Below are 15,723 nucleotides of genomic sequence, written 5' to 3'. Positions count from 1 at the left end.
ACCGAGCATAGTCGTTGATCGATTCAGATGACGGCCAGCGGCAGCGCACCGGGCCGGACCGGCGCCGGGAGATCCGAGTCACCCATCAGATAGGCGTCCACGGCGTGCGCCGCACTGCGACCTTCGGCGATCGCCCACACGATCAGCGACGCGCCGCGATGGGCGTCGCCGCAGACGAACACCCCGGGTGCGTCGGTCTGCCAGTCCGATCCGCACGAGAGGGTGCCGCGCCGGTTCAGCGACAGACCGAGTTCGTCGAGCAGCGTCATGCGCTCGACCCCGTCGAACCCGATGGCCAGCAACGCGAGGTCGCACGGTATCTCCAAGGCGTCGCCGACCGGAACGATGTGCCGGCGTCCCGTCTCGTCGCGCTCGACCTTCACCTCGGCGATCTCGATCGCTCGCAGGTTGCCGCGATCGTCGCCGAGGAACCGCTGCACCGCCACCTCGTAGCGCCGGTGCCCGCCCTCGGCATGCGCCGGAGACAACCGGGTGCGCAGCACGATCGGCCACGTCGGCCACGGCGACCGCGACTCGTCGCGATACTCGGGCGGTTCGGGGTTGTAGTCCAGCTGAGTCACCGACGTGGCGCCCTGCCGATGCGCGGTGCCGAGGCAATCGGCCCCGGTGTCACCGCCGCCGATGATGACCACATGCCTGCCCTCGGCGCTGATCTGGCTCGGTCCGTCGCCCTCACACTCCCGGTTGGCCGGGACCAGGTGCTCCATCGCCAGATGCACACCGTGGAGGCCGCGCCCCTCGACGTCGTTGTCCCGGGCCCGCAGCGCGCCGACCGCGAGCACGACAGCGTCATGCTGGGCCCTCAGCTGTTCCACCGGAAGGTCCACTCCCACTTCGCATTCGGTGACGAAACGGGTCCCCTCCGCGCGCATCTGGGCCAGCCGTTGGTTCAGCGTGGACTTCTCCAGCTTGTATTCGGGGATGCCGTAGCGCATCAACCCGCCGATGCGGTCGTCGCGCTCGTACACGGTGACGTCGTGACCGGCCCGGGTGAGCTGTTGTGCGGCAGCCAGTCCGGCCGGACCGGACCCGACGACCGCCACCTTCTTTCCGGTGGAGATCGCCGCGGGTTGAGGCTCGACCATGCCGTCCATCCAGGCCTGGTCGGCGATGGTCTGCTCGATGCGTTTGATCGTGACGCTGCCGCCGGTGTGCTCCTCGGATATCGACAGCACGCAGGCGGCCTCGCACGGAGCCGGACACAGCCGGCCGGTGAACTCCGGGAAGTTGTTGGTCGCATGCAGCCGGTCGCTGGCTGCGTCCCACCGGCCGCGGCGCACCAGGTCGTTCCACTCGGGGATCAGGTTCCCGAGCGGACAGCCGGCAGTTCCGGAGTGGCAGAACGGAATTCCGCAGTCCATGCAGCGCCGGGCCTGCTGGGACACCTCGCCGGCGCGCTGGTGCGGATCCTGACGTTCGTAGACCTCGCGCCAGTCCCCGACCCGTTCGTCGACCGGCCGCTTGGCGGCCTCCACCTTGGCGACTTCGAGAAATCCGTGCGGATCAGCCACGGCTGGCCTCCATGATCGCAGAGTCGACATCGCGACCCTCGGCCTTCGCCATCCGGGTCGCTTGCAGCACGCGCTGATAATCGCGCGGCATGATCTTGGTGAATTGGGCGCTGCGCCTGGGCCAATCGGACAGCAACGAGGTCGCGACGGCGCTGCCGGTGTACCGCGCGTGCCGGTTGACGACATCGTGCAGCCACGCGAGATCCTCCGGTTCGAGCCGCTGCAGCTCCACCATGTCGGTGTTGACCCGCTTCGGGTCGAGGCCGAGCACGAACGCAATGCCGCCCGACATGCCCGCCGCCATGTTGCGGCCCACCTTGCCCAGCACCACCACCCGGCCGCCGGTCATGTACTCGCAGGCGTGGTCGCCGACGCCCTCGACGACGGTCAGCGCACCCGAGTTCCGTGCCGCGAAGCGCTCCCCCACCCGGCCGCGCAGGTACAGCTCACCGGACGTCGCCCCGAACAGCAGCGTGTTGCCGGCGATCACGTTGTCCTCCGGCAGGAACAGCACGTCGTCCTGCGGTTTGACGATGATCTTGCCGCCCGAAAGACCTTTGCCGACGTAGTCGTTGGCGTCCCCGACGAGCTCCAGTGTGACCCCGGGCGGCAGGAACGCGCCCAGGGACTGTCCCGCGGACCCGGTCAGGGTGATGTGCACGGTGTCCTCGGGCAGTCCCTGGGCACCGTAACGTCGGGTGATCTCGCTGCCCAGCAGGGTTCCGACGGTCCGGTTGACGTTGCGGACGGGCAATTCCAGGCGCACCGGGTGCGCGTCCTCGAGGGCGCCTTCGGCCAGTTGGATCAGGGTCTGGTCCAGGGCCTGATCGAGTGCGTGGTACTGGTCGCGGACCCGGCGCCGGGCGGCGGGCCGGCCGGTGTGAGCGTCGGCGGGCACCGCGAAGATCGGCGACAGGTCCAAACCCTTGCTCTTCCAGTGGGCGACGCCTTCGGCGGTGTCGAGCATCTCGGCGTGCCCGACCGCCTCGTCGACACTGCGGAAACCGAGCTCGGCCAGATACCGACGGATGTCCTCGGCGATGAACCGGAAGAAGTTCTCCACGAATTCGGGCTTGCCGGTATATCGCTTCCGTAGTTCGGGGTTCTGCGTCGCGACCCCGACCGGGCAGGTGTCGAGGTGGCAGACCCGCATCATGATGCATCCCGACACCACCAACGGCGCGGTGGCGAACCCGTACTCCTCGGCGCCGAGCAGCATCGCGACCATGACGTCGCGGGCGGTGCGCATGCCGCCGTCGCACTGGACGGTGATGCGGTCGCGCAGACCGTTGAGCATCAGGGTCTGCTGAGTGTCGGCCAAGCCGATCTCCCAAGGCGCACCGGCGTGTTTGAGGCTGGTCAACGGCGCAGCACCGGTGCCGCCGTCGTAGCCGGAGATCAGCACCACGTCCGCGTGCGCCTTGGACACACCGGCGGCGACCGTCCCGACGCCGACCGAGCTCACCAGCTTGACGTGGATGCGCGCGTCGGCGTTGGCGTTCTTGAGGTCGTGGATCAGCTGCGCAAGGTCCTCGATCGAGTAGATGTCGTGGTGCGGCGGCGGGGAGATCAGCCCCACGCCGGGCGTCGAGTGCCGGGTCTTGGCGATGTTCGGATACACCTTGTATCCCGGAAGCTGGCCGCCCTCACCGGGTTTGGCACCCTGCGCCATCTTTATCTGGATGTCGGTCGCGTTGACCAGGTAGTCGCTGGTGACACCGAACCGGCCCGATGCGACCTGCTTGACGGCACTGCGCCGGTTCGGGTCGTAGAGCCTCTCGGCGTCCTCGCCGCCCTCGCCGGAATTGGACCGGCCACCGAGGTTGTTCATCGCCACGGCCATCGTCTCGTGGGCCTCGGCCGAGATCGACCCGTAGCTCATCGCACCGGTGTTGAAGCGGGTGACGATGGAGTCGACGGATTCCACCTCTTCGAGCGGGACCTCGGGCCGCATCCCCTTCTTGAATTCGAACAGGCCGCGCAGTGCTCCCCCCTCGCGGGCCAGCCGGTCTACCTCGGCGGAGTACTTCTCGAACACCTCGTAGCGGCCGGTGCGCGTCGAATGCTGAAGCAGGAAAACCACTTCCGGGCTGAACAGATGCAGCTCGCCCTCGCGGCGGAACGCGTACTCACCGCCGACCTCCAACCGCCGGTGCACCCGCTCGGTCGGGTTCTCCGGGTAGGCGCGGCGGTGCCGCAGCTTCACCTCCTCGGCGATGACGTCGAGACCGACGCCGCCGAGCTGGGTGGGCGTGCCGGTGAAGTACTCGTCGATGACGTTCTTGTCGATACCGATGGCTTCGAACGCCTGTGCGGCGGTATAGGAGGCGACCGTCGAGATGCCCATCTTGCTCATCACCTTCATCACACCCTTGCCGAGCGCTTTGAGATAGTTGCGCACCGCGGTGACCGGTTCGATCCCGGTGAGCTCACCTTCGCGGATGAGATCCTCGATGGACTCGAACGCCAGATACGGGTTGACCGCGGCCGCGCCGAAGCCGATCAGCATCGCGATGTGATGGACCTCGCGGGCGTCACCGGTCTCGACGACCAGCGCGACGGTGGTGCGTTCCTTGGTGCGCACAAGGTGGTGGTGCACGGCCGACACCGCCAGCAGCGACGGGATCGGCGCCTTGGTGTGGTCGGAGTCCCGGTCTGAAATCACCAGTGTGCGTGCGCCCTTGGCGATGGCGTCGCTGGCGCGCAGGCGCAGGTCCTCCAGCGCGTCGGCCAGCCCCTCACCGCCGCGTTCGACGTCGTAGAGCGCCCGCAGCACCGCGGTGCGCAGGCCGGGATGTTCACCGTCGTCGTTGATGTGGACGATCTTGTTGAGCTCGTCGTTGTCCAGAACCGGCCAGCTGAGCCGGATCTGGCGGCAGGACGCTGCCGACGGTTCCAGCAGGTTCTGCTCGGGCCCCATCACTCGGGCCATCGATGTCACGATCTCCTCGCGGATCGCGTCCAGCGGCGGGTTGGTCACCTGGGCGAACAGTTCGACGAAGTAGTCGTAGAGCAGCTTCGACCGCTGCGACAGCACAGCGGCGGGCGTGTCGGTGCCCATCGACCCCAGCGGCTCGGCGCCCGAGGCGGCCATCGGGGTCAACAGAATTCGCAGATCCTCCTCGGTGTAGCCGAAACTGACCTGCCGGCGGACCACCGATTCGTGGTTGGGATGCACCCGGGCGCGGTCGGGCAGCGTCTTCAGATCCAGCAGACCGGCATGCAGCCATTCGCCGTAGGGTTCGGCGGCGGCGAGTTCTTCTTTGATCTCATCGTCGGAGACGATGCGCCCCGCGGCGGTGTCGATCAGGAACATCTTGCCGGGCTGCAGCCGGCCCTTGGCGACGATCTCGGCCGACGGCACGTCGAGCACACCGGCCTCACTGGCCAGGATGATGCGGTCGTCGATGGTCCGCCACCACCGTCCGGGCCGTAATCCGTTGCGGTCCAATACTGCTCCGACGAGCGTGCCATCGGTGAAGGTGACACAGGCGGGCCCGTCCCAAGGCTCCATCAGGGATGCGTGGAACTGCCAGAAGGCACGCTCGGGCGGTTCCATCGTGGTGGTGTTCTCCCACGCTTCAGGGATCATCATCAGCACGGCATGGGGCAGGCTGCGGCCGCCGAGGTGGAGCAGCTCCAGGACGTCGTCGAAAGACGCGGAGTCGGAGGCGCCGGGCGTGCAGATCGGCGACAGCCTGCTCAGGTCGCCGGGGATGGTGGCGCTGGCGAGCTTGGCTTCGCGGGCGTGCATGCGGTTGCGGTTCCCGCGCACGGTGTTGATCTCACCGTTGTGGGCGACGAAGCGGAACGGGTGGGCCAGCGGCCAGGACGGGAACGTGTTGGTGGAGAAGCGGCTGTGCACGATGGCGATCGCGCTGACACAGCGTTGGTCGCGGAGGTCGGAAAAGAACTGCGGCAGCTGCAGTGTGGTCAGCATCCCTTTGTAGACCATGGTGCGGCTGGACAGTGACGGAAAGTACACGCCGTCACGTTCAGCGCGTTTGCGCACCGGATACACCAGCCGGTCGAGTTCGAGCCCGGCCGGCCGGACCCCGCCACGGGCGGGCGCGGTGACGAACAGCTGCGCCATGTGCGGCATGCAGTTGACCGCCGTGGAACCCAGCTCGGCTCCGGCAGGATCGACGGGCACCTCGCGCCAGCCGAGCACCTCGAGGCCCTCGTCGGCGGCGATGGCTTCGACGGTCTCGCGGGCGCTTTCGCGGGCGCTGTGGTCCTGCGGCAGAAAACACATGCCTGCGGCGAAGGTGTTGGCCCCGTCGGCGGCGGGTTCTGGCAGCGGGAAGTCGGCGACCTCACGCAGCAGCTCGACGGGTAGCTGGATCAGGATGCCGGCACCGTCGCCGCTGCTGGCTTCGGCGCCTGCAGCGCCGCGGTGCTCAAGGTGTTCCAACGCGATCAGACCGTCCGCGACGATCGAGTGTGAACGGCGGCCCTGGATGTCGGCCACCATGGCCACCCCGCAGGAATCCACCTCGTTGTCGGGGTCGTACAAACCTTGGGGTTCGGGCAAAGCCGAATAGAGCATGGACACCGGCCTCCAGTCCTGAATTCGAATCAGGGACTGCACCGGCCCGTCGGTCGAGTGTATCAGCGCCGCAGCAGAGCTACCCGTCGAGAACCGTCGGGACCAGCGGGAATCCAGGCAGATTGCGGACCACCGTCCACGCCAGGACCGCTGTGATGACGACCACGTAGGTGGGCATGGTGAAGGCGGGCCTGCCGTGGCGACGGCGCAGCAGAACCCAGGCCAGGAGCAGCGGCGCACCGATGAGGATGAAGGCGTTGTCGACGAACGCCGCTGCCAGATCACCGTGCAGCAGATCGTGGGTCATGCGCAGCCCACCGCAGGCCGGACAGTTCCACCCGGTCAGAGCTTGGAACGGGCACGGCGGAAACACAAACGTCGGGCTGTGCGGGTCACCGATGCCGATGTAGGCGAGCGCGCCGGCGGCCGCGGTCGCGGCGCCGAGCCCGACCAGCAGTCGGTGACGGGTGGGTGAGGTGGAGCTAGGTCCCATCGCGCAGCGGACGCCCCTCCGGATCGCGCACCTTGTCGGTGAGGATGAGGACTGCGTCGACGATGCCCCAGATGATGGCGACGATGCCGCACGTGAGTAGCCCCACGACGAGCTGGATGACGCCAAGCTTCGTGTAGCCCAGATAGATGCGGCCGATGCCGACCAGCCCGACAAGGCCGAGCAGCTGCAGCAGCCCGCCTACTACCTTGGATTTGTCCGACAGCGGTTCGCCGGTGATCGGGTGGCGGCCCCACGGTGCGGCAGGGTCGGGGTATCCGGCCGAATAACCGCCCACGGGCGGCGGATAGCCTCCGGGAGGGGGTGCGTACTGCGGTCCCGGTGTCGCATAGCCCGGCTGCGACGGTGGTGGTGTGTGCGGATTTCCGCTGTCGTTACCGCTGTACGGGGGCTCGGTCATCACACCAGCATGCCAGAGCCCACCACCTCTCAGCAGGTGGCGGTGCGGGCGTTGCCGCCCGCGGGCGCGCTCCACCGTCGGGCCGACTTACGCGGCCCGACGTGCGGGTGCGTCAGCCGAAACCGAACCCGAACACGGGCCAACCGAACCCCCAGCCCCATCCGGGCCAACCGTAGTTGTACGTCCAGGGGCCGGGTTGCGTGGTGATCTGCGAACTACCGTTGGTTTGGCACTGCGTGGTGTTTGGGGCTGTGTTGACGCACTGCGGTATCGCGTTCGCCTGAGAAGCGGACAACAGCACCCCGATGCCCAACGCCAGAATCCACGCCAGCTCAAGAGGCAATTTTGTGGTCATGACCTGCTCCGATCGCAGCGATCAGTCTACTCCGATCAGGTCCGGATGTGACCCCGCTGACCACGGGATCTGGAGATGGGGGTGGTGGTGCTGGGTGGGTGTCACCGCCATCGCGAATCACACCAGGACAACGGTTTCGGTCGCGACCGGACCGGCTGGCGAATAGGCTGGGCCGCCGTTCAGTCGTTGATGTGCGTCGGTGGGTCGGCGAACGCCAGATCCGGGGTGTAATGGCCGGGACCCATCAGGCCGCAGTGCTTCTCGGGCACCAGATGCGAACTGAAACCGCTGGGCACCAAGCGGGCCACTGCCACGCAGCGTTGCCAGGTGCCGTCGGATTGGACAGGTCCATCGCACTTGCTGATAACGGGTCCTCCGTACAGACAACCGGCACCGGCGGGCGGTGCTGAGGCGATGAGCCCGACGGGTATCAGCAGGGCAGCCGATGCTCCGACGATACAGCGCTTCATGGTTGTCTCCCGTCACCACCTCGCCAGGGGTTCGCCGATCGTCGGGCAGGTCGGCGACCCTGCCAGCAACTTACGACGCTACCGCGTGACCATCTGAATTTTGCGGCCTTCGGGTTTCCCGGCCCGGTTACCGTGGCACCGCCGACGGACGGTCAGCGATCGCGGCGACGCCGAATCCACTCACGGACTCGGCCCGCAACCTCGGATCGGACTGTGCCGGCGAACGATTGGGCGGGAGAAGGGCGCCGCGCGACCTCCGGCTCGTCGGGGGTGGATTCTGGCTTCGCTTCTGCTCCAAAAGAATCCGCCGGTTGCGGGACCGACTCGGCGTCGCCTTCAGCCACTTCGGCGCTGGCCTCGGCCTGGGTCTCGGCGTCCTCCGGTTCCCCAGCAAGTCCGGTTTCGGTGTCGCCTTCTGCGACTTCGCCCATATCGGAAACCTGCTCGGCTACACCGGCACCCTGAGCATCGGCCTCACCCTCGACCGCAGCCTCATGAGCTTCCGACGCCTGGGCCACAGCCCCAGCCACCTCATCGGACTCCACCGAACCCACACCGACGGTCTCAGCCTCGGCCTCCGGCTCAGTCTCCTCGGAAACCAGCTCGGCTACACCGCCACCCTCAGCGTCGGCCTCATCCTCGACCAACGCCTCGGCATCGGCCTCAGCCTCATCGACCCACGCCTCAGCCTCGGCCTCCGGCTCAGTCTCCTCGGAAACCAGCTCGGCTACACCGCCACCCTCAGCGTCGGCCTCATCCTCGACCAACGCCTCAGCATCGGCCTCAGCCACAACCGCGGCCTCATGAGCTTCCGACGCCTGGGCGACAGCCCCAGCCACCTCATCGGACTCCACCGAACCCACACCGACGGTCTCAGCATCGGCCTCGGCCTGTGACTCAGCCTGCTCGGAAACCTGGTCGGCTGCACCGCCACCCTCAGCGTCGGCCTCATCCTCGACCAACGCCTCGGCATCGGCCTCAGCCTCATCGACCCACGCCTCAGCCTCGGCCTCCGGCTCAGTCTCCTCGGAAACCAGCTCGGCTACACCGCCACCCTCAGCGTCGGCCTCATCCTCGACCAACGCCTCAGCATCGGCCTCAGCCGCATCGACCCACGCCTCAGCCTCGGCCTCCGGCTCAGTCTCCTCGGAAACCTGCTCGGCTACACCGCCACCCTCAGCGTCGGCCTCATCCTCGACCAACGCCTCAGCATCGGCCTCAGCCTCATCGACCCACGCCTCAGCCTCGGCCTCCGGCTCAGTCTCCTCGGAAACCAGCTCGGCTACACCGCCACCCTCAGCGTCGGCCTCATCCTCAACCAACGCCTCAGCATCGGCCTCAGCCTCATCGACCCACGCCTCAGCCTCGGCCTCAGCCTCATCGACCAACGCCTCAGCATCGGCCACACCCACAACCGCGGCCTCATGAGCCTCCGACGCCTGGGCGACAGCCCCAGCCACCTCATCGGACTCCACCGAACCCACACCGACGGTCTCAGCCTCGGCCTCGGCCTGTGACTCACCCTCGATCTCGACGATCGACTCGTCAGCCTGCGCCTCACCCTCAGCCGCCTCATGAGGCTCCATCACCGAGTCGACATCGACCTCGGCGACCTCCACGGCGTCGACACCCTCGAGACCTTCTTCAGCTGCTTCCGAACTGTCGGAGTCAGCCCGGGCCGCCAACAGCTCGGCCTCCGCCTCACCCTCGACGGCAGCCGCATGAGCCTCCGGCGCCTCCGCGACAGCCTCGGCGACCTCATCGCCCTCCACCGCCCCGAGACCCGCGGACGCGGCGGCGCTCCGATCCTCCGGCTCGGCGGCTTCCAACTCGGCGACCAAGGCTTCCAACTCTGCGTCCTCCTGCGCCGACGCCGTGGCCTCGTCCTCGTCGGCGACCTTCGCCGCGGCGACGATCCCGACGGCCGAGGCGACAGCCAGATCCTTCGCCCGGTCCTCGACGCCGGCCTCGGCGGCGGCGTGGCCGCGCAGTGTGGCCGGGTCTTCACGACCCTTCGGCGCGACCATGATGTACACGACGGCACCGATGAAGATGAACGTCGAGGTAAACGAATTGATCCGGATGCCGGCCAGTTCGGTCGCGGTGTCGCTGCGCATCAGCTCGATCCAGAACCGGCCGACGCAGTACCCCGCCACATACAGCGCGAACAGCCGACCGTGGCCGATCTTGAACCGGCGGTCGACGACGATCAGCACCGCGAACACAAGCAGGTTCCACAGCAACTCGTACAGGAAGGTGGGATGCACGACCTGGACCAGCTCACCGGTCGACACCCCGTTGAGCGAATCCGGCACGCCGGCCGCGTTCACCCGCTCGTAGATCTCCAGTCCCCACGGCAGCGTGGTCTCACGGCCGTACAGTTCCTGGTTGAAGTAATTGCCGAGGCGCCCGATCCCCTGTGCCAAAACGATTCCCGGCGCGATCGCGTCACCGAACGCGGGCAGCGGTATGCCCCGTCGTCGGCACGCGATCCACGCGCCGACACCGCCGAGCGCCACCGCACCCCAGATACCGAGACCACCGTCCCAGATCCGCAGCGCGGCCATGGCGCCCACACCGTCTTCACCGAAGTACGTTCGCCAGTCGGTCATCACGTGGTAGAGGCGTCCGCCGATCAGGCCGAACGGCACCGCCCACAACGCCACGTCGTAGACGACGCCGGGTTCACCGCCGCGGGCCACCCATCGCCGGTCGCCGATCACGAGCGCGGCGATGATGCCGGCGATGATGAACAGCGCGTACGCGCGGACGGGGAACGGCCCTAGATGCCAGACCCCCTGAGACGGACTGGGGATGAACGCCAGGACCGTTGTCGTCACGCAGTGATCCTCTGTCGCACACCGTCAGCGAGCTCTTCGGTGAGCGCCCGCACCGCCGGGATGCCCTCCTTGAGGGCCGACACCAGGGCTGAACCGACGATCACCCCGTCGGCGTAAGCGCCGATCTCGGCCGCCTGCTCGCGTGAGCGCACCCCCAGCCCGACGCCCACCGGAATGTCGGCCACGGCCTTGACCCGGCGCACCAGCTCCGGCGCGGCGTTCGACACCGCATCCCGAGCGCCGGTGACGCCCATCGTCGAGGCGGCGTAGACGAACCCGCGCGACGCGTGCACGGTCGTGGCCAGCCGCTCCGGCGTCGATGACGGCGCCACCAGGAAAATCCGATCCAGGTCGTGGGCCTCCGAAGCCGCCAACCACTCCCCCGCCTCGTCCGGGATCAGGTCCGGCGTGATCATGCCGAGCCCGCCTGCCGAGGCCAGGTCGCGGGCGAACGTATCAACGCCCTTGCGCAGCACCGGGTTCCAGTAGGTCATCACCACGGCGCGACCGCCCGCGTCGCTGATCGCCTCGACCGCACGCAGCGCGTCGTACACCCGCACACCGCCGCGCAGCGCCACCTCCGTCGCCGCGGCGATCGTGGGCCCGTCCATCCCCGGGTCGGAATACGCGACACCGACTTCGACGATGTCACAACCTGATTCGACCAGAGCGACCATCGCCGCGATCGACGAATCGACGTCGGGGAAACCTGTCGGTAGATAACCGATCAGCGCCGACCGGCCGTCGGCGCGGCAGGATTCGAACAACCCGGCCAGGCGACTCATGCCGTCCCGTCCTCCATCAGACCGAACCACTTGGCGGCCGTCTCGACGTCTTTGTCGCCGCGACCGGACAGATTGACCAGAATGATCGACCCGGATCCCAGCTCTTGGCCCAGCTTCAGCGTCCCGGCCACCGCATGCGCGGACTCTATCGCCGGGATGATCCCCTCGGTGCGGCTCAGCAGCGAGAGTGCGTCCATCGCCTCGGTGTCGGTGACGGGGCGGTACTGCGCGCGTCCCAAATCCTTGAGCAACGCATGCTCGGGCCCGACGCCGGGATAGTCCAGACCGGCTGAAATCGAGTGGGATTCGATGGTCTGGCCGTCCTCGTCCTGCAACAGGTAGGAGTACGAACCCTGGAAGGCTCCCGGTGAGCCGCCGGTGAATGTCGCGGCGTGCCTACCCGTTTCGACACCGTCTCCGGCGGCTTCGAAGCCGTACAGCTGCACACAGGGGTCGTCGATGAACGCGTGGAAGATGCCGATCGCATTGGACCCGCCGCCCACGCACGCGGCCACCGCGTCAGGCAGCCGGCCGGCCTGGTCGAGCATCTGGGCGCGAGCCTCGAGACCGATCACCCGCTGGAAGTCGCGCACCATCATCGGGAAGGGGTGGGGTCCGGCGGCCGTCCCAAAGCAGTAGTAGGTGTTGTCCGCGTTGGTGACCCAGTCACGGAACGTCTCGTTGATCGCGTCCTTCAGCGTCTTGGAACCCGACTCCACCGCGACCACCGACGCGCCGAGCAGCCGCATCCGTGCCACGTTGAGCGCCTGCCGCGCGGTGTCCACCGCACCCATGTAGATGACGCATTCCAGTCCCATCAAGGCGCACGCCGTCGCGGTGGCCACGCCGTGCTGGCCGGCGCCGGTTTCGGCGATGACCCGGGTCTTGCCCATCTGCTTGGCCAGCAGGGCCTGCCCCAGCACGTTGTTGATCTTGTGGGATCCGGTGTGGTTGAGGTCTTCCCGCTTCAGGAAGATGCGCGCTCCACCGGCGTGCTCGCTGAGCCGCTCGGCCTCGTACACCGGCGAGGGCCGCCCGGTGTAGTGGCGTTGCAGCCTGTCGAGTTCATCGAGGAATGCCTGGTCACCGCGGGCCTTCTCGTAGGCGGCGGTCACCTCCTCGATGACGGCCATCAGTGCCTCAGGAACGTACCTGCCGCCATAGACACCGAAGTGCCCTCGTTCGTCGGGGTCGTGGGACGTGGGCTCGGCGACCGCGGCGCTGGCGCGCGGCAGTTCCGGCCCGGCGAAATCAACCACTTAACGCGCTGGCTTCGGGCACGACGGATGGGTACCGGCAGTCACCAGGTCGGCAACAGCACTGCGCGGATCCCCGCTGGTGACCAGGCCCTCCCCGACCAGCACCGCGTCGGCGCCGGCACCGGCGTAGGCGAGCAGGTCGGCGGTGCCCCGCACTCCCGACTCGGCGACGCGGATCACCTTGCTCGGCAATCCAGGGGCGATCCGGGCAAAGCAGTCCCGGTCGACCTCCAGGGTCTTGAGGTTGCGGGCGTTCACCCCGATCACCGAGGCCCCGGCCTGCAGCGCGCGGTCGGCCTCCTCCTCGGTGTGCACCTCCACCAGGGCGGTCATGCCCAGGGACTCGGTGCGCTCCAGGAGCGACTCCAGCACAGGTTGCTCCAGCGCCGCGACGATCAACAGCAACATGTCCGCACCGTGGGCCCGGGCCTCGTGGATCTGGTAGGGACGGACGATAAAGTCCTTGCGCAGTACGGGAATCGACACCGCGGCCCGCACCGCGTCGAGGTCGTCGAGCGACCCGTTGAAGCGCCGCTGCTCGGTCAGCACGCTGATGACCCGCGCACCGCCGTCCTCGTAGGCGCGGGCGAGTTCGGCGGGATCGCCGATCTGGGCCAGCTCGCCGCGCGACGGGCTGGCACGTTTGACCTCTGCGATCACCGCGATACCGGGGGAACGCAGCGCCGCCATCACGTCAAGCGGAGCCGGAGCGCGCTGGGCTCGCTCCTTCACCTCGTCCAAGCTGACGACGGCTTCGCGAGCGGCAACGTCAGCGCGCACCCCCTCGATGATGGAGTCGAGCACGGTCGCCGAACCCATAGGCGTCGTTTCCCTTCCCCTGACGGCCGTTCGATTCGTTATGAAGGGTAGTCGCAACCGAGCCATGCTTCGTCACCGCCCCTGGTTGTCCGGATTGGTCGGGTCGCGGCCCTCGTCGAGCGCGTCCCACATCATCCGCTCCGACATGTCCGCGTCACCATCCTCGGGCTGGGCCGGGCGGCGTGAGTAGCGCACCGCCTCGGCGCGCCGGTGGGTCGCCGAGCGCATCAGCAGCACCGCGCCGGACAGCGACAGCACCGCGGCGACCAGCGTGATCACGGCGCCGGTGTAGTGCCGCTCGGTATCGAGCAGGTCGGCCACCGGCACCTCGGCCAGCCGCGCCGCCCGCGCCGCGTCGTCGGCCATGACCCACAGGCTGATCGCCAGGTATCCCATTCCCGCGCTCGCTGCCGCCACCAGCACGGCCAGCACCCTCAGCGCCCAGCCGCGTACGGCGAGCGCCGCGACGGCAGCGGCGAGCACCAGCAGGGCCAGCGGGATCAGCGCCGTCGACCACGTCGACCCGGCCAGGTCGGTGGCCTTCGGCTGCCCCAAGCCGTCGAAGGAGGTGATCTGCACCCATGTCAGCCGGGACGCCCCCCACAGGCCCGCCGCGGCGAGCACCAGGAGCAACTGCGCGATGCGCGTCACGGCTCGCTCAACGTCTCGGCCGCCGCGATCGCCGCCAGCACCGCACGGGCCTTGTTGGAGGCCTCGTTGTACTCGTAGGGCCCGTTGGAGTCGGCGACGACGCCACCACCGGCCTGCACGTAGGCGGTGCCGCCGCGCATCAGCGCGGTGCGGATCGCGATCGCGAAGTCGGCGTTGCCGGCGAAGTCGAGGTAGCCGAGCACCCCGCCGTACAGGCCGCGCCGGGTCTTCTCGACCTCCTCGATGAGCTCCATCGCCCGTACCTTGGGTGCGCCGGACAGCGTCCCGGCCGGGAAGCAGGCGGTCACCGCGTCCAGCGCGGTCTTGCCGTCGGCCAGTAACCCGGTGACCGTCGAGACCAGGTGCATGACGTGGCTGTAGCGCTCGATGTGGCTGTAATCCTCCACCTTGACCGTGCCCGGCAGGCAGACCCGCCCCAGATCGTTGCGGCCGAGATCGACGAGCATCAGGTGCTCGGAGCGCTCCTTGTCGTCGGAGAGCAGCTCCTTCTCCAGCAGGAGGTCTTCCTCCTCGGTGTCGCCGCGCCAGCGTGTGCCGGCGATCGGGTGAGTGGTGGCGCGGCCGTCCTTGACGGTGACCAGCGCTTCCGGACTCGACCCCACGATCGAAAAGTCCAGTCCCCCAAGCTCATCGGGAACGTTGAGCAGATACATGTACGGGCTGGGATTGGTGACCCGCAGCATCCGGTACACGTCGAGGGGGTCGGCGGAGGTGTCCATCTCGAACCGCTGCGACGGCACCACCTGGAACGCCTCGCCGGCCTCGATGTCGCCGACGAGCTTGTCGACGATCGCGGTGTATTCCTCGACGGTGCGCTGGGCCCGGTGCACGGGCGCCGGCCGGCCGAAGGTCGCGACGGTCGACGACAGGGGTTCGGCCAGTGCCGCGGTCATCACGTCCAGCCGGGTCACGGCGTCGTCATAGGCCCAGTCGACGCGTTCGTCGGTGCCGTTCCAGTTCACCGCATTGGCCACCAGCGTGATCGTGCCCTCATGATGATCCACCGCGGCGATGTCGGTAGCCAGCAGCAGCATCATGTCGGGCAGCCCGAGGTCGTCGACGGTCAACTCCGGCAGCCGCTCCAGACGGCGCACCATGTCATAAGCGAAGAACCCGACCAGGCCCGACGACAGCGGCGGCAGACCCGGCAGCGGCGCGGTCTCCAGCAGTGTCAGCGTCGCGCGCAGCGCCTGCAGCGGGTCACCGCCCGACGGCGCGTCCTGCGGGACGGCGCCCAGCCACACGGCCTCGCCGTCGCGGACCGTCAGCGCCGACGGCGCACCGGCGCCGATGAACGACCACCGCGACCACGACCGCCCGTTCTCGGCGGACTCGAGGAGGAACGTGCCGGGCCGGTTGGCGGCGAGTTTGCGGTACGCCGAAAGCGGCGTCTCGCTGTCGGCGAGCACCTTGCGGGTCACCGGGACCACCCGGTGCTCGGCGGCCAGCGCCCGGAAGTCCTCACGCGTGGTCGTCGCGCTCAGGGTGGCGGTCGTCTGCACGCAGAGATTGTCCCAGAAGTACGGTTGAG

Annotated in this window: 12 protein-coding genes; all 12 read right to left on the bottom strand. The window is 68.3% G+C overall.

Features of this window, described 5'->3' with window-relative positions; genetic code table 11:
* Positions 1 to 23: 23 nt before the first annotated feature.
* Entirely contained in the window at positions 24 to 1,532 is a 1,509-nt protein-coding gene (locus KXD97_RS21695) for a glutamate synthase subunit beta (protein WP_260752291.1), read from the bottom strand.
* Positions 1,525 to 6,081 (bottom strand): glutamate synthase large subunit, encoded by a 4,557-nt coding sequence (gene gltB / locus KXD97_RS21690; RefSeq protein WP_260758099.1) that lies wholly within the window; start codon positions 6,079 to 6,081, stop codon positions 1,525 to 1,527. The genes KXD97_RS21695 and gltB overlap by 8 nt, the downstream gene beginning before the upstream one ends.
* A 79-nt stretch (positions 6,082 to 6,160) precedes the next feature.
* Positions 6,161 to 6,574 carry a DUF2752 domain-containing protein gene (locus tag KXD97_RS21685; RefSeq protein ID WP_260752290.1) on the bottom strand — a complete coding sequence of 138 codons (414 nt, stop codon included), beginning with the start codon at positions 6,572 to 6,574 and terminating at the stop codon, positions 6,161 to 6,163.
* A complete protein-coding gene (locus KXD97_RS21680; RefSeq protein WP_260752289.1) occupies positions 6,564 to 6,992 on the bottom strand; it encodes a TM2 domain-containing protein in 429 nt (142 codons plus the stop codon). Before KXD97_RS21680 ends, KXD97_RS21685 begins: the two co-directional genes overlap by 11 nt.
* Before the next feature lie 112 nt (positions 6,993 to 7,104).
* Positions 7,105 to 7,347, bottom strand: coding sequence for a hypothetical protein (locus KXD97_RS21675; protein ID WP_260752286.1), 243 nt, complete (start codon positions 7,345 to 7,347; stop codon positions 7,105 to 7,107).
* 179 nt (positions 7,348 to 7,526) lie between these two features.
* Positions 7,527 to 7,817: a hypothetical protein gene (locus KXD97_RS21670; protein ID WP_260752285.1), complete on the bottom strand. Its 291-nt coding sequence runs from the start codon at positions 7,815 to 7,817 to the stop codon at positions 7,527 to 7,529.
* Positions 7,818 to 7,969: 152 nt separating this feature from the next.
* On the bottom strand, positions 7,970 to 10,657 hold the full coding sequence (gene lgt, locus KXD97_RS21665; protein WP_260752284.1) for a prolipoprotein diacylglyceryl transferase: 2,688 nt from the start codon (positions 10,655 to 10,657) through the stop codon (positions 7,970 to 7,972).
* Complete coding sequence (gene trpA / locus KXD97_RS21660) at positions 10,654 to 11,442, bottom strand: tryptophan synthase subunit alpha (RefSeq protein WP_260752283.1); 789 nt, start codon at positions 11,440 to 11,442, stop codon at positions 10,654 to 10,656. The genes lgt and trpA overlap by 4 nt, the downstream gene beginning before the upstream one ends.
* A complete protein-coding gene (gene trpB / locus KXD97_RS21655; protein WP_260752282.1) occupies positions 11,439 to 12,701 on the bottom strand; it encodes a tryptophan synthase subunit beta in 1,263 nt (420 codons plus the stop codon). The genes trpA and trpB overlap by 4 nt, the downstream gene beginning before the upstream one ends.
* Entirely contained in the window at positions 12,702 to 13,520 is an 819-nt protein-coding gene (trpC, locus tag KXD97_RS21650; RefSeq protein ID WP_260752281.1) for an indole-3-glycerol phosphate synthase TrpC, read from the bottom strand.
* Positions 13,521 to 13,592: 72 nt separating this feature from the next.
* Complete coding sequence (locus tag KXD97_RS21645; protein WP_260752279.1) at positions 13,593 to 14,171, bottom strand: TIGR02234 family membrane protein; 579 nt, start codon at positions 14,169 to 14,171, stop codon at positions 13,593 to 13,595.
* The gene (locus KXD97_RS21640; RefSeq protein WP_260752277.1) at positions 14,168 to 15,694 is read right to left on the bottom strand and encodes an anthranilate synthase component I; all 1,527 of its coding nucleotides are present in this window, start codon (positions 15,692 to 15,694) and stop codon (positions 14,168 to 14,170) included. Before KXD97_RS21640 ends, KXD97_RS21645 begins: the two co-directional genes overlap by 4 nt.
* Positions 15,695 to 15,723 lie beyond the last annotated feature (29 nt).

Origin of the sequence: Mycobacterium sp. SMC-8, from assembly GCF_025263565.1 — a bacterium.
Taxonomy (GTDB): Bacteria; Actinomycetota; Actinomycetes; order Mycobacteriales; family Mycobacteriaceae; genus Mycobacterium.
The sequence above is the reverse complement of the archived record's forward strand: the minus strand, read 5'-3'. Positions and strand labels throughout refer to the sequence as shown.

Coding starts and splice junctions, on each gene's coding strand:
- gltB (WP_260758099.1), bottom strand. CDS start 6,081: ATGCTCTATTCGGCTTTGCCCGAACCCCAAGGTTTGTACGACCCCGAC.
- KXD97_RS21685 (WP_260752290.1), bottom strand. CDS start 6,574: ATGGGACCTAGCTCCACCTCACCCACCCGTCACCGACTGCTGGTCGGG.
- KXD97_RS21680 (WP_260752289.1), bottom strand. CDS start 6,992: ATGACCGAGCCCCCGTACAGCGGTAACGACAGCGGAAATCCGCACACA.
- KXD97_RS21675 (WP_260752286.1), bottom strand. CDS start 7,347: ATGACCACAAAATTGCCTCTTGAGCTGGCGTGGATTCTGGCGTTGGGC.
- KXD97_RS21670 (WP_260752285.1), bottom strand. CDS start 7,817: ATGAAGCGCTGTATCGTCGGAGCATCGGCTGCCCTGCTGATACCCGTC.
- trpA (WP_260752283.1), bottom strand. CDS start 11,442: ATGAGTCGCCTGGCCGGGTTGTTCGAATCCTGCCGCGCCGACGGCCGG.
- trpC (WP_260752281.1), bottom strand. CDS start 13,520: ATGGGTTCGGCGACCGTGCTCGACTCCATCATCGAGGGGGTGCGCGCT.